Annotated in this window: 13 protein-coding genes; 5 read left to right on the forward strand and 8 right to left on the reverse strand. The window is 59.5% G+C overall.

Going from position 1 to position 13,140, the window contains the following annotated elements:
* Positions 1 to 10: 10 nt before the first annotated feature.
* Positions 11 to 1,066 (reverse strand): succinylglutamate desuccinylase, encoded by a 1,056-nt coding sequence (locus FY550_RS03730; protein ID WP_233350266.1) that lies wholly within the window; start codon positions 1,064 to 1,066, stop codon positions 11 to 13.
* A 122-nt stretch (positions 1,067 to 1,188) separates the two neighbouring features.
* On the opposite strand from FY550_RS03730, the gene FY550_RS03735 reads away from it, so the two are divergent.
* Positions 1,189 to 1,683: a hypothetical protein gene (locus FY550_RS03735; protein ID WP_070981962.1), complete on the forward strand. Its 495-nt coding sequence runs from the start codon at positions 1,189 to 1,191 to the stop codon at positions 1,681 to 1,683.
* Position 1,684: 1 nt separating this feature from the next.
* Here the strand turns inward: FY550_RS03735 and FY550_RS03740 are convergent, their stop codons facing one another.
* Positions 1,685 to 2,002, reverse strand: coding sequence for a DMT family transporter (locus tag FY550_RS03740; protein WP_070981963.1), 318 nt, complete (start codon positions 2,000 to 2,002; stop codon positions 1,685 to 1,687).
* Between the two features lie 31 nt (positions 2,003 to 2,033).
* Positions 2,034 to 2,372: a DMT family transporter gene (locus FY550_RS03745; protein WP_149054368.1), complete on the reverse strand. Its 339-nt coding sequence runs from the start codon at positions 2,370 to 2,372 to the stop codon at positions 2,034 to 2,036.
* A gap of 149 nt (positions 2,373 to 2,521) precedes the next feature.
* Between FY550_RS03745 and FY550_RS03750 the strand changes: the two genes are divergently transcribed.
* Positions 2,522 to 3,103, forward strand: coding sequence for a TetR/AcrR family transcriptional regulator (locus FY550_RS03750; protein ID WP_070981964.1), 582 nt, complete (start codon positions 2,522 to 2,524; stop codon positions 3,101 to 3,103).
* A 9-nt stretch (positions 3,104 to 3,112) separates the two neighbouring features.
* On the opposite strand, the gene FY550_RS03755 is transcribed toward FY550_RS03750, so the two are convergent.
* Positions 3,113 to 3,661: a lipocalin family protein gene (locus tag FY550_RS03755; protein ID WP_070981969.1), complete on the reverse strand. Its 549-nt coding sequence runs from the start codon at positions 3,659 to 3,661 to the stop codon at positions 3,113 to 3,115.
* 130 nt (positions 3,662 to 3,791) lie between these two features.
* Between FY550_RS03755 and FY550_RS17165 the strand changes: the two genes are divergently transcribed.
* Together FY550_RS17165 and FY550_RS17170 are read left to right on the forward strand one after the other, a co-directional pair.
* The gene (locus FY550_RS17165; RefSeq protein WP_149054369.1) at positions 3,792 to 5,447 is read left to right on the forward strand and encodes a methyl-accepting chemotaxis protein; all 1,656 of its coding nucleotides are present in this window, start codon (positions 3,792 to 3,794) and stop codon (positions 5,445 to 5,447) included.
* A gap of 207 nt (positions 5,448 to 5,654) precedes the next feature.
* The gene (locus tag FY550_RS17170) at positions 5,655 to 7,331 is read left to right on the forward strand and encodes a methyl-accepting chemotaxis protein (RefSeq protein WP_325062973.1); all 1,677 of its coding nucleotides are present in this window, start codon (positions 5,655 to 5,657) and stop codon (positions 7,329 to 7,331) included.
* A 61-nt stretch (positions 7,332 to 7,392) separates the two neighbouring features.
* Here FY550_RS17170 and FY550_RS03770 read toward each other — a convergent pair whose 3' ends face one another.
* From FY550_RS03770 to FY550_RS03780, 3 genes are all read right to left on the reverse strand, one after another.
* Complete coding sequence (locus tag FY550_RS03770; protein WP_070975712.1) at positions 7,393 to 8,481, reverse strand: tartrate dehydrogenase; 1,089 nt, start codon at positions 8,479 to 8,481, stop codon at positions 7,393 to 7,395.
* Between the two features lie 305 nt (positions 8,482 to 8,786).
* A complete protein-coding gene (locus FY550_RS03775) occupies positions 8,787 to 9,293 on the reverse strand; it encodes a hemerythrin domain-containing protein (protein ID WP_233350267.1) in 507 nt (168 codons plus the stop codon).
* Between the two features lie 170 nt (positions 9,294 to 9,463).
* Positions 9,464 to 10,642: a TauD/TfdA family dioxygenase gene (locus tag FY550_RS03780; RefSeq protein WP_070975718.1), complete on the reverse strand. Its 1,179-nt coding sequence runs from the start codon at positions 10,640 to 10,642 to the stop codon at positions 9,464 to 9,466.
* A gap of 292 nt (positions 10,643 to 10,934) precedes the next feature.
* On the opposite strand from FY550_RS03780, the gene FY550_RS03785 reads away from it, so the two are divergent.
* On the forward strand, positions 10,935 to 12,311 hold the full coding sequence (locus FY550_RS03785; RefSeq protein ID WP_070975720.1) for a glycosyltransferase: 1,377 nt from the start codon (positions 10,935 to 10,937) through the stop codon (positions 12,309 to 12,311).
* Here the strand turns inward: FY550_RS03785 and FY550_RS03790 are convergent.
* Positions 12,296 to 12,973: a TVP38/TMEM64 family protein gene (locus FY550_RS03790; protein ID WP_070975722.1), complete on the reverse strand. Its 678-nt coding sequence runs from the start codon at positions 12,971 to 12,973 to the stop codon at positions 12,296 to 12,298. The two genes, FY550_RS03785 and FY550_RS03790, sit on opposite strands and share 16 nt — an antisense overlap.
* Positions 12,974 to 13,140 lie beyond the last annotated feature (167 nt).

The raw sequence follows: 13,140 nt of genomic DNA on the forward strand, positions 1-13,140 counted from the left end.
GGCCCAGGGATCAGCTCGAAGGCGCTGATACCGAGCGAACCAGTAGAGCGGCCCGTGCGCCACGCTCCACTTTTGCATTGGGAAAGACTACGTGCAGGGGCGTATCGCCCACCCGGGTTTCACCGTCGATGGCATCCATGGCGATCAATTCGTCGCTGTCGAAACGGGTAAAATTGGCGATATCGTCACTGAAGGCCAGCGTAAAGTCGTCACTGGTCCGCATCAGTTCGCGCTCGACCTGGAAGAAAGCCATCCGCTCGGCCTGATCGGTCGGCGGTGGGGTGCCTGTCAGCCGTGCCTGTAGCAGCTCGGCCATCGGTTCCAGCGCACTCAGGTCATTGGCGCCGAAGGGCGCAACCCGGCCCAGCTCGAGCGTAAAGCTGCAGACACCGTGATAATGGCGGCTGTAATGCGAAAACGTCCAGCTGTGGGTGTGCTGTGAGAGTGCGGCCTGGAGACCGGCACCCGCCAGTACCGGCCAGACCTCGGTCGGCGTGGCCGTGGCAGAAAATGGCTCAACGGCAAAGCGTGGGTAACGACTCTCACGAATAGCGGTATGCATATCGAGATGAAGGGGCACGCCGACAGCATCGGGTGCAGCGGTGTCGCCGGTGGCCCTGTGTGTGGCCCAGAAATCATCTACAGCCTGCATCAGCACACGGGCACGTGAGATTTCCTGACGTGAGTCGTCGGCATGCATGCCATCGCGCTGGAACAGTCGGTTGAGATTGGTCTCCAGGTAACGTGTGCCCGCACGGATGGCTGCAGCGTGACCAACTATCAGCAGGGCCGGGGCGGCAAGCTGCAGCTGTCCGGCATCGAGTCGGGCAGCGACCCGTCCCAACAGTTCGATGGGAGCGGTTTCATCGCCATGAATACCGACCGAAATCATGGTGGCCGCTGCCTGGCCTCGCGTCGTATCGGGGATCAGCTCGATGACACCGGGGGCACGTAATTCGGCGTGTCCGCCGGGCAGGCGAAAACGCTGCGGCAGTAAGGCCGCGTCATCTTCAATCATTCGAGCGAGGGCATCGCTCAGGGTACAGTCGGTCGTACTATCGGCCATGGGAGCGTTCCGGGAAAAGATTGGGGCCTGTCCCGCCTGGCGGGGCTTCTATACTGACCAGTCATTCACGGCGAGCGCAATGCCTGACTTGCCGAAAGCATTCAACCGCAGGAGACCATGCCATGAGCGGCAGTACGGTCATTGCCCTCAATGGGCCGCTCAACGCCGGCAAGAGCCACGTGGGACACGCGCTGATGAAGACTCTGCCGGATGCTCATTTCATCGAGGGCGACGATCATGGTGCACCCGCTGACAGCCCTCTGGAAGTACGTATTGGTGCCGCCATGACACGGCTGGAGACGCATGTTCTCGGCATGCGCTGTCGTTGGCTGATCATCGCCTTCCCCTTGCGCGACGAGGACATGGCACGGCTGCGTCGGGCCGCCGAGTGGCGCAGCGCTGACCTTTATTGTGTCACCCTCGCACCGCCTTTGGCTGTAACACGCACCAATCGGGGCGAGCGCGAACTGACACGCCGGGAGCAGCAGCGGTTGGTGCAGATGTACGAGGAGGGCTTCGATCGCCGTGAGTTCAGTGACCTGATACTCGATAACAGCCATGAGTCGGTCACCGGAACTGTTGACCGCATTCTGGCATGGTTGAAAACACGCGAGTGATTCAACCACTGACCAGCTTGAGACCGATCACCGAGATAATGATCAATGCGATCCAGCCGATTCGGGCGGGGTCGCGAGGCTCATTCCATAGTGTCATGCCGAGTATGGCACTGATCACGGTGCCGATAGCGGTGAACACGGCATAGGCAATACCGAGTGGAATGACGCGCATGGCGAAACTGATCAGCAACAGCGAGCTGCCGAATCCCGCGCACAACAGCAACAGCCCCAGCGGTTTCGAACCGCGATTGATCTTCTCCATCCCCATGACCCCTACGACCTCCATCAGGCCGGAGGCCAGCAGTGCCATCCAGTACATAGGCCTTCTCCGTAAAATCGATCAGGTTGACTCAGTGAGCGGAACGGGTTCGCAGACCGATCACACCAATCAGTAGAGTGATCACCAGTGTCAGTGTCAGCGGGTTGGCCGGTGCCCCGAGAAAGAGAATATCCACAGCGACCGTACCTGCGGCACCCAGCCCGACGAAGACCGTATAAACGGTGCTGGTGGGGAGATGACGTGCCATGCGTGTCGCCAGCGTCAGACTGGCGGCAACGAGGATCAGCGTGAGCAGCCAGTCGAGCACGCTATCAGCATATTTGGCACCCATCGCCCAGCCGACCTCGCAGAGCGCGGCCGGTAGCATCAGCCACCACTGGCGAGCGCTTGCCACTCTGTTCGATGTCATATTCACGCGGCTCCAGAACTCATATATTTACGAACTAACGTTCGTTAGTTATGATTCTAGCACTTCATTGTGGCAGGGCAATGTCTCTCGACGGGCCTACGGCATACGGCTCATTGTGCCCAGACTGGCTGACAGGATTGGAGAGTGCGATGACAACGACCGCAGAGCGCATCAGGGCGGTGGGGCTGCGACTTTTTGCCGAGCAGGGTTATGAGGCGACTCCACTGTCAATGATTGCCCGGGAGGTAGGAATTCGCACGCCTTCGCTCTACAACCACTTCGCCAGCAAGGAGGCGTTGTTCATGGCGCTGGCCGAGGAAGTTGAGGCGGACATGCTGGCCCATTTTAGTCGCAGCATCGAGCGTTTCCCGGATCGGCCGGTATGCGAGCGCCTCTACACGCTGATCGTGGAGACCTGTGACTTTATCTTTCAGCAGCATCGCGGCGTGTTCTACAAGCGCTTTCTATTGTTCCCGCCGCCGGCAGTGAAGGATGCACTCACCGCCATCAACCACGACAGCGAGCGCTATATTGATCAACTGCTGCATGAGCTCTTTCAACAGGGGCGCCGTAGCGGCGAGCTGGGTGACATCGATGAGCGTGACTTTGTCAGTGCCCTGTACTGTCTCATCGATGGCTTGTTCAGCGAGCGTTTTCTGTATTCTCGCGAGGAGTTCAATCGCCGACTGGAAGGCGCCTGGACAATCTTCCGGGCCGGCGTCAGTGCCTGACGAGCGTATTCATTTGCCCATGGTATCGCTTTGATGCGTGACTCGGAGCAGTGAGTCGGTCTCGAAACCGTTAAGATGGGCCTGTTCCAGCATGAGGCGATAATCCCTTTCTTCTGGGCGGGGCGTTCGGGCCAGCAGCCAGAGATAGTCATGCGTCGGGCCTGCCACCACAGCGTGCTGGTACCTCTCATCTACCCAGAGCACGTTATAACCAGCGTAGAAGGGGCCGAAAAAGGTGACCCTGAGCCGACCCAGCTGCGGATCATCCGTCTCGAAACGTGCCCGGCCGCGGGCCTCGTCCCATGCCTGCTTCTCCATGTCGAAGCCGCGATTGATGACATCGATATCGCCATCTTCCCGCAGCTCATAGGTCGCGGTGACATGGCTCAGGTTGCGTTCGAAGGAATGATCCAGCCGGGCAATTTCATACCAGGTGCCCAGATAACGCTGCATGTCGAAATCGGTGATGGCGCGAGCGCCCTCGGGAATGCGTGTTTCACCACCCAGGGCGGTGACCAGTCCCTGCATCAGTCCTTTCAGATCTGCCTTGTCCGGCATGTCTCTGCTCCCTTGTCCATTCGACCATTGCTGCCTCAAGTCTAGTCGCTTGTGGTCGATGAATTTCTGCGGGCGTCAATCTGACGCATGCATAAAAGATTATAAGTGTCAATGAATATGGGGAAGGGAGATGGCGAATGAAGCAGGTTGGGTAGATCAGGAGACAGTAGCACCAGCCGAGAGCGCCAGAGCTCGGGGGTGGTGGCGACGTCAACACAGGGCCGGTGAACGTGGTGGCAGGGGGAGTGGGGGAAGAACCCTGAAGAGCAAGCTCGGCATGACCCTGGCTTTGACCTGGCTTGCGATGATCGTGATTGTCTTCAGCATGGCATGGCAGAGCCGGACCAACATGTTCGAGGATCGCAAACAGGCGCTGACCAGCATTGTTCAGTTGGCCCAGGGCATTCTGGAAACCTGGCATCAGCGTGCCGAACAGGGTGAAGTAAGTAGCGAAGAAGCGAAGCAGAAGGCCTACGGCCTGATCCAGCAATTGCGTTTCGGTCCCGATGATGACAGTTATGTATTTGCCTTTAGCGGAGAGGGGCGCATTTTAAGCCATCCCCGCCGGGATATCGGCTCCGATGTGAGTGACAAGTCGTCCTACATGTCGATGCTGCGCGAAGCAAAAGCTCACGGTGCCGGCTTCGTTACCTACAAGGGGCATCTGGAGAAAGGCAGCGACAAGGTAGCGACCAAGGTCAGCCGAGTCAGTTATTACGCCCCCTGGGATGTCGTACTGGCAACGGGGGTCTACTTCAATGATGTCGATGAGATTTTCTACGCTCACCTGGTCAAGTATGGCCTGATTCTGTTGCTGGTGGGCGGGCTTGTATCGCTGGTGTTTCTGTTGATCATGCGCAATATCTACCGGGATCTGGGCGGCGAACCTGCCGAGGCCAGAACTGTGGTTGCCCGGATAACCGAAGGTGACCTGTCGCAATCGGTAGCGGTCAAGGCCGATGATGCAGGCAGTCTGATGTACGCCATCGAGCGCATGCGGGTGGAGCTGAGCGATACCATCGCCGTGATCCGGCGCTCGAGCGAATCGATCGATGTGGGCGCCCGCGAGATCGCCGCCGGTAACACCGATCTCTCTTCGCGGACCGAGCAGCAGGCGGCCTCGCTGGAAGAGACCGCTGCCAGCATGGAGGAGCTGACCGCCACGGTGCGTCAGAATGCCGACAACGCCGGTCAGGCCAGCCGCCTGTCGCACAGTACCACCGAATCGGTGCAGCAGGGTCAGGAAGTGATTACCCGGGTGGTCAGCACCATGGGCGAGATCCGCGAAAGTTCCGGCAAGATTGCCGACATCATCACCCTGATCGACGGCATCGCCTTCCAGACCAACCTGCTGGCGCTCAACGCGGCAGTCGAAGCTGCCCGGGCCGGTGAGCAGGGACGCGGCTTTGCGGTCGTGGCCGGCGAGGTGCGTCAGCTGGCGAGCCGTTCGGCGGAAGCGGCGCGCGACATCAAGGGCCTGATCGAGCGCTCGGTGAGCCAGGTCAGCACCGGCACCGAGCTAGTCGACGAGGCCAACCGGTCGATGGGCGAAATCCAGACCAGCGCACAGCGGGTCAGTGATCTGATGTCCGAGATTTCGGCCGCCTCCCGGGAGCAGACCGCAGGCATCGAGCAGGTCAACGATGCGGTCACCCAGATGGACCAGGTCACCCAGCAGAATGCCGCACTGGTGGAAGAGGCCGCGGCGGCCTCGGGGTCACTGGAAAGTCAGGCCGGTGAGCTGCATCGCTCGGTGGCGCGCTTCCGGATCGCCGAAGACGCCTGATGGCCGAGGGTCCGATAACGCCGTCCCGAATCATTCGGGGCGGCGTTGTCATGAGTGGGTCTTGATTGCTCGGGTCGAATGCAGTCAATGCGGCAGTGTCAATCGCTACTTTGGAATAATGTCAAGTTTCTCCGGTTGAGGCCGATGACTCTGCTGAACGTCCGGCGGGTGTTCGGACAGGGATTCAAAGGCACCGGAGACGGGGTGATGGCGAGCGATACAAGCTGGATGAAAGAGGAGTCACCATCGTGGGAGAACCACGACGATGGCCTCTCATTGTTGCAGCGCTTGAAGGGGAGAAAGCGGCAATCCGGGGCAGCACAAAAGGTGAACGGCTGGACACTCAGGCGCAAGCTTTGGCTCACTCTGGGCCTGATGTGGGTGGCCATGATTGCGATCGTGTTCAGCATGGCGTGGCAGAGTCGCGATCTGATGTTCAATGATCGCAAGGCGGCGCTTTCCGATACCATTGGCATGGTGCATACACTACTCAGTGGTTATGCCGCTCGGGTCGACAGTGGTGAACTCACCGAAGCAGAGGCGAAAAAACGTGCCGTGGCGGCCATTGGTGCCATGCGATTTGGCGCGGACCGCGACAACTATGTTTTCGTCTTCGACAAGCAATCCCATCTGGTTTATCACCCAAGGCGCGATGCGGGTACCGACATGTCCGGTTATACCGATCCCAATGGTGTCGCCGTGTATCGGGACCTGGCTTCGATTGCTGGTCAGCAGGGCAGCGGCTATCTCGAGTACTCCTCGCGTGATTCGACCAGCAAGGCACTGTTTCCCAAGGTCAGTTATGTCGAGCAGTTCAAGCCCTGGGGCTGGAATATGGCGGCAGGGGTCTATACCAATGACATTCAGGCGGCCTTCTATAACAAGCTGATCCAGTATGCGCTGGTACTGCTGGCAGCGGGTGGTCTGGTGACCGTGGCTTTCGTACTGATCATGCGCAACATCTACGCCAGTCTCGGGGGCGAGCCGTCAGAGGCGAGGAATGTCGTCGATCGCATTGCCGAAGGGGATCTGTCACAGCGGGTGCAGGTTCGTGGTGGTGATCATCACAGTCTGATGTACGCCATCGAGCGCATGCGGGTGGAGCTGAGCGATACCATCGCCGTGATCCGGCGCTCGAGCGAATCGATCGATGTGGGTGCCCGCGAGATCGCCGCCGGTAACACCGATCTCTCCTCACGGACCGAGCAGCAGGCGGCCTCGCTGGAAGAGACCGCTGCCAGCATGGAAGAGCTGACCGCCACGGTGCGTCAGAATGCCGACAACGCCGGTCAGGCCAGCCGCCTGTCGCACAGCACGACCGATTCGGTACGGCAGGGTCAGGAAGTGATTACCCGTGTGGTCAGTACCATGGGCGAGATCCGCGAAAGTTCCGGCAAGATTGCCGACATCATCACCCTGATCGACGGCATCGCCTTCCAGACCAATCTGCTGGCGCTCAATGCCGCTGTGGAAGCTGCCCGGGCCGGTGAGCAGGGGCGCGGCTTTGCGGTCGTGGCCGGCGAGGTGCGTCAGCTGGCGAGCCGTTCGGCGGAAGCAGCGCGCGACATCAAGGGGCTGATCGAGCGCTCGGTGAGCCAGGTCAGCACCGGCACCGAGCTGGTCGACGAGGCCAACCGGTCGATGGGCGAGATCCAGACCAGCGCACAGCGGGTCAGTGATCTGATGTCCGAGATCTCGGCGGCTTCCCAGGAGCAGACCGCAGGCATCGAGCAGGTCAACGATGCGGTCACCCAGATGGACCAGGTGACCCAGCAGAATGCCGCACTGGTGGAAGAGGCTGCGGCGGCCTCGGGGTCACTGGAGAGTCAGGCCGGTGAGCTGCATCGCTCGGTGGCGCGCTTCAGGATCGCCGAAGACGCCTGATGGCCGGGTGTTCGATAGCGCCGCCCCGAATCATTCGGGGCGGCGTTTTTTATGGCCGGTATCAGCGACGATCGCCATCCCGAATGGCATCGGCAATTGCTTCGCCAAGCTCACTGGTTGTGCCCTGGCCACCCAGGTCCGGCGTCAGTGGTGCCTGATCGGAGCCGGCCGCCAGCACGGCTTCGATACCATCGAGCATGGCCTGACCAGCCTTTTCGTGGCCAAGATGCTCCAGCATCATGGCACCACACCAGATCTGACCGATCGGATTGGCGATGTTGCGTCCGTAGATGTCCGGCGCGCTCCCGTGAACGGGCTCGAACAGACTGGGAAAGCGGTGTTCGGGATTGATGTTGGCCGAGGGTGCAACACCAATGGTACCGGTACAGGCCGGGCCGAGATCGGAGAGGATGTCGCCGAACAGATTGCTGGCCACCACGACATCGAACCAGTCCGGATGGAGCACGAAGTTGGCGGTCAGGATGTCGATGTGGAACTTGTCGACATCTATGTTCGGATAGTGCTCCGACATTTCCTGCACCCGCTCGTCCCAGTAGGGCATGGTGATCGATATCCCGTTGGACTTGGTCGCCGAGGTCAGCTTGCGACGCGGGCGTCGACTGGCAAGTTCGAAAGCGTATTTCAGTACTCGATCAATGCCGATGCGGGTCATCACCGTGTCCTGAATGACGACCTCGCGTTCGGTACCTTCGAACATTTTGCCACCGACGCTGGAGTACTCTCCTTCGGTATTCTCACGAACAACGTAGAAGTCGATATCGCCGGGCTCTCGGCCGGCCAATGGACTGCGTATACCCGGCATCAGCTTGCAGGGGCGCAGGTTGATGTACTGATCAAAATGGCGCCTGAACTGCAGCAGTGACCCCCAGAGGGAGATGTGATCGGGTACTTTTTCGGGCATACCCACGGCACCGAACAAAAGCGCGTCGAATCCCCCCAGCTGTTCCTTCCAGTCCTCGGGCAGCATCCGGCCGTGATTGAGATAGTAGTCGCAGCTGGCGAAATCAAAGTGCCTGAAATCGAGTTGCAGGTCGAAACGGCGTGCTGCGGCTTCCAGAGCGCGAATGCTCTCCGGTATGACTTCGTTACCGATACCGTCGCCGGGAATAACGGCGATACGCTGACTCATGGCAGGACTCCTGAGCGAACCGAATGGATGCTCTGACAGTCTAGCGGGTCACAAGCGACATGATGATCGGACCATCGGGCAATGGCTCGGGTCATGTCATGCCTGAGGCGTCTGGAGCATGTCAGAAGAGGACTTTGACTATCATCCTGATGGCCGGTGTCACGTCGATGAAAGCTTCAGATACGTATCGCCGTTTCATGACGATCCCCCTCTCGCCCGGTCGGACAGTCAGGGGATCATGTCATGGCCCGATGGAGTGGGCAGTGTCATGACAGAAAAGACGCTGATGGGTGTCTGAAAGCGAGTCAGTGGTTGTTGAGTCGATCCATCTCGCTGCGATACTCGCTTCCCAGCTGGCTTTTCTGTTCGTCGCTGAGCTTCTGACCGGCAGAGATGAAGAAATGCTTCTCCTCATCCTCGAAGTGATGCAGCGCCATTTCCTGCAGCTTTTTGGCATAGCCGATCCAGGCCGGCGAGCTGAAGTCGGTATTCTCCATCTGCTCGATAACCTCATCCATCTCATGATGTTCGGCAATGCCATGACGGGATTTGCCGATGGCGGTGTCATACTCCATCAGCGGGTTGTAGAAATAGCGCTCTTCGGCGGCTTCATGAGTCTGCAGGGCTGTCTTGACTCGCTGGAACAGCTCTTCGCGTCCTTCGCTGTCGCCATGGGTCTTCACCAATAGATCGAGCAGAGTGCGTTGGGTGTCATGGTCCTTGCGGATTTCATCAAAAATCGTGCTCATGGCCTCAATCTCCGGTCCCGGGAAGTATTGGTAATCCTCGATGGCGCGGGTCAGAGCGGCCATCGATCGTCTCACAGCGTAGACGTCTCGAGGCAATTACACAGGCAGAACACCAAAAACGCTGCTGGGATAAGATCCCGATAAAAGGGCGTATGAACATTAAAAAGCCCCGATCCGCAGATCGGGGCTTCCTGCCACTCAAGGGATGGAGCCTGGTGCTCCTCTGGCAGGGTTCAGTCGTGGCGACTGAGTACCCGTAACTTCGATTCGACCATGTCGTAGTCGAGATAGCAGCCCTGAAGATGGCGCTTGCCGGTATTGGGGTCGAACTGACCGCGCCCGTGCAGTACACGCCGATTGTCGAAGGCGATCATCTGGCCCGGGGAGAGTTCGAAATCGGCGCGATAGCGCGGCTCGCGTAGCCGGGCCCAGAAGTCGCGATAAGCGTCATACCAGGCTTCGATCTGTTCCGGAGCGAGATCGAGCGCATCGCGAATCCAGTTGTTGAAGCGGATTTCGCGCAGGACGCCGTGATCATCGACCCGGATGATCGGCTCGCGTACGGCAATATCATGTTTATCATCCTGGAAGCGTAGATCAATCGGGGTTTCCGCCAGCATGGTGAAGTGGTGGGGGGCTTCACGACGCATGGCTTCGGCCACGGCAAAGCCATCGGCAAAGGTTGAAGCACCCCCCTGAGCGTCATTCTCCAGGCAGTAAAGCAACTGGATATCCGGCGGATGACGCCAGTTGGGCAGATCGGTATGCAGTTCCAGCTCGATAGCGGTATAGGCCGCATTGTTGGGATTGGGCCTGGACTGGACATCGAAGCGAGCACCGAAGTTGGTGGCGCGCAGCGGACCGATCGATTCTGCAATGCGGATGACCTCATCCAGTTCGGTCGGCCCATTGTCGAGCATGACCAATCCATCGCGGATCAGTGCTTCCAGCCAGGCGCGTTTACCGGAAACGCTCTCGGTGAAGTCTCGGTGCTCAACATGGTCGGGCAGAAAGCCTTCGCGCCAGGCACGGGCTTCGGGGATAGCCGGCTGAAAATGATGTTGACCGGGACGGCGCTGATGCAGCCAGATCCCATCAAAGCAGCTTTCATGGCCATCGGGCCAGTTCAGTACCAGCATGTTATCGTCCAGTGAGACGTCCGGTACGCCAATCTCGTCATCAATGATCTTGTAGAGACGCTCGCGTGAACTGGTATGCCGACAGACGTCGCAGGGGCAGTGATCACGCAACCAGATGGGTGGCAGCCAGGTGTGCGTGCCATCCTCCCATGCCAACCCGATACGGGATCGTCCGTCAGGCTGCTCCAGCGTGGCCGAGGTGAGTGCCGGGCCTTCGCTGTAGTCCGCGAGTTCCTTCATATCGGTACGACTGCGTTCAACTGTCGAGGACATGGACGCTCCTTCTGATCGGTGACGGGTATAAATCCCGCTATCAATGAGGGGTTGCGGCACATGATGAGACAGGCATGGCAATGCGACAAATGATGAATATCGCCTCTGAGGCTTAGCTCAGCTGGGCCAATAAAGTGCAATGGCCCTGTTTTTTTAAGTCTGACGGTGGGTGTTCATTAGAGACGGTGGGATAAGCAGGACGTCGATGCCACAATAGGGAGAAAGGCCGATGGAATTCGGCGGACCAGGATGATGCAGCAATGGGTCATGGGAACGGCCGGGAGGACCGGCATTGAACATTCTGATGTTCACCAATACCTACCGTCCGATCGTGGGCGGCGTAAGCGAATCGGTGCAGCGCTTCGTCAATGCCTTCGAAGCACTGGGGCACCGGGTGCTGGTGGTGGCGCCGACCCTGTCGGGTCAGCCGGAGCGCGAGGAAAGTGTCATCCGCGTGCCGGCACTGCAACGCTTCAACGGTAGCGATTTTTCGTGGCCGATCATGCTGCCCGGTATTCTGGATGAGGCCATACGCAGTTTCGAACCGGATGTGGTTCATGCCAATCATCCCTTTCTGCTGGGCGATACTGCGGCGCGAGTGGCACGGACTCATCGTCTGCCACTGATCTTTACCCACCATACGCTTTATGAGCACTACACCCATTATGTGCCTGGTGATCCGGCGGCCATGCGGCGTTTTGCGATCGCGGTTGCGACCGGTTTTGCGCGCATGAGTGACGCCGTAATTGCACCCAGTGAAAGCATTCGTGATCTTTTGTATGAACGCGGATTGAAGCGTCCGGTTCATGTGGTCCCCAGTGGCGTGGACACCGAGCGTTTTCATGGCGGTGATCGGATCGGAATGCGTGCACGGCTGGGGCTGGGAGAAGAGGCCTGCGTCATCGGGCATGTGGGCCGACTGGCGCAGGAAAAGAATCTTGGCTTTCTGAGCCGAGGGGTGTGTCGCGCATTGCAGGAGCATGGTGACTATCACTTCCTGGTGGTCGGCAGTGGCGACGAGGAAGAACAGATTCGCGAACTGGCCATCGAGTACGGTGTCAGCGAGCGAGTACATCTGACCGGCGTATTACGCGATGGCGCGCTGGTAGATGCCTATAGCGCCATGGACTGCTTTGCCTTTGCCTCGCATAGCGAAACCCAGGGCATGGTGGTGGTAGAGGCGATGGCCGCCGGATTACCAGTCGTGGCTCTGGCGGCGCCCGGTGTGAGTGAGGTGGTCGAGGATGGCGTCAACGGTGTACTCCTCGAAAAGGAGTGCGAAGCCGATTTTGCTGCTGCGCTGTTGGCCCTGAACGATCCTTCGCGCCTTGCCGCCCTGCGCCAGGGGGCCTGGGATACGGCTGCACGCTTTGATCAATGGGTCTGCGCCGAGCGTTGTCTGGCAGTCTACCGGGCTGCGATGGCGGACAATAGTCGTCGGCGTGGGCGCCGGCGCCTGCATCGTACGCCCTGGCAGACGGCCCGGGCGCACCTCAACTCGGAATGGAAGCTGTTTCGACACCGCGGACGTGTGCTCAAGGCGGTGCTTGATGATTTTGATGACGCTGACGACTCGCTGCCACCGGATAGCGAGCGCGATCCGCTGAATCGAGAGGACCCTTCGGCAGCGCTTCCAGCAGGAGAACCCGGCGCTCAGGGCCCCTTGTGACGTCGGCCGAGATAGCGTAGCAGTAACAGTATGCCCAGTGCGGCGATCAGAGCACCGATAGCGACACCGGTATTACCGAGATGATGCTGCTGTAACAATACGCCAAGCTGGCTCCCGGCCACGGTGACAGCCACCAGTCCCGGCGCAATACCGATGACCGAGCCAATCAGGTAATCGGAAAAACGCAGTCGGCAGGCCCCGGCCACCATATTGGTAAAGGTGAAGGGCGCCAGTGGCAGCAGGTTGAAGATGATCATGGTGCGAATCCCGTGCCGGGCCAGGGCATCGGCCATGCCATGGATACGGTCGCTGCCATAGCGGGCCAGTACGTCCCGGCCGAGGGCGCGCCCCAGCCAGTAGGTGGCGATCGATGAGCACATGGTCCCGGCCAATGCATAGCCGGTGCCCCACCAGGGCCCGAAGATCAGGCCGGTAGCCCCCACCAGCACGGTCAGCGGAAAAACGATTACCGCAGCGACCGGATAAATGGCCAGCAATACCACCGGTGCCCACAGCGCCTCACGCATCTGCATGGTATCGGCAAGCAGCCGTTCCATGGTTTCAGGAGTGACGGTGTCGCCCATGGCCAGCCACTGCCAGAGGCATCCCAGTGCGATCATCAGGGCGACGATGGTGATCAAAAGCCAAAGTCGTCGCGACATGCTTGTATTCCCTTGCTGCGAATTGACGGCGCTGCCCGAAGGCCGTGAAATGCGACAGCATACGTCACAATATCTGGCGCTGCAGGTTCGTTGTGCCTGGCGCTTCCTTTCCTTGAAACTGCCCCCTGCCAGTGACCACAACCAGCGTCAGAGTTCCATGGCGGGCG

Origin of the sequence: Kushneria phosphatilytica, assembly GCF_008247605.1 — a bacterium.
GTDB classification, from domain to species: Bacteria; Pseudomonadota; Gammaproteobacteria; order Pseudomonadales; family Halomonadaceae; genus Kushneria; species Kushneria phosphatilytica.

Excerpts from the sequence above, each read along its gene's own strand:
- FY550_RS03730 (WP_233350266.1), bottom strand. The coding sequence starts at position 1,066 with ATGGCCGATAGTACGACCGACTGTACCCTGAGCGATGCCCTCGCTCGA.
- FY550_RS03735 (WP_070981962.1), top strand. The coding sequence starts at position 1,189 with ATGAGCGGCAGTACGGTCATTGCCCTCAATGGGCCGCTCAACGCCGGC.
- FY550_RS03740 (WP_070981963.1), bottom strand. The coding sequence starts at position 2,002 with ATGTACTGGATGGCACTGCTGGCCTCCGGCCTGATGGAGGTCGTAGGG.
- FY550_RS03745 (WP_149054368.1), bottom strand. The coding sequence starts at position 2,372 with ATGACATCGAACAGAGTGGCAAGCGCTCGCCAGTGGTGGCTGATGCTA.
- FY550_RS03750 (WP_070981964.1), top strand. The coding sequence starts at position 2,522 with ATGACAACGACCGCAGAGCGCATCAGGGCGGTGGGGCTGCGACTTTTT.
- FY550_RS03755 (WP_070981969.1), bottom strand. The coding sequence starts at position 3,661 with ATGCCGGACAAGGCAGATCTGAAAGGACTGATGCAGGGACTGGTCACC.
- FY550_RS17165 (WP_149054369.1), top strand. The coding sequence starts at position 3,792 with ATGGCGAATGAAGCAGGTTGGGTAGATCAGGAGACAGTAGCACCAGCC.
- FY550_RS17170 (WP_325062973.1), top strand. The coding sequence starts at position 5,655 with ATGGCGAGCGATACAAGCTGGATGAAAGAGGAGTCACCATCGTGGGAG.
- FY550_RS03770 (WP_070975712.1), bottom strand. The coding sequence starts at position 8,481 with ATGAGTCAGCGTATCGCCGTTATTCCCGGCGACGGTATCGGTAACGAA.
- FY550_RS03775 (WP_233350267.1), bottom strand. The coding sequence starts at position 9,293 with ATGGCCGCTCTGACCCGCGCCATCGAGGATTACCAATACTTCCCGGGA.
- FY550_RS03780 (WP_070975718.1), bottom strand. The coding sequence starts at position 10,642 with ATGTCCTCGACAGTTGAACGCAGTCGTACCGATATGAAGGAACTCGCG.
- FY550_RS03790 (WP_070975722.1), bottom strand. The coding sequence starts at position 12,973 with ATGTCGCGACGACTTTGGCTTTTGATCACCATCGTCGCCCTGATGATC.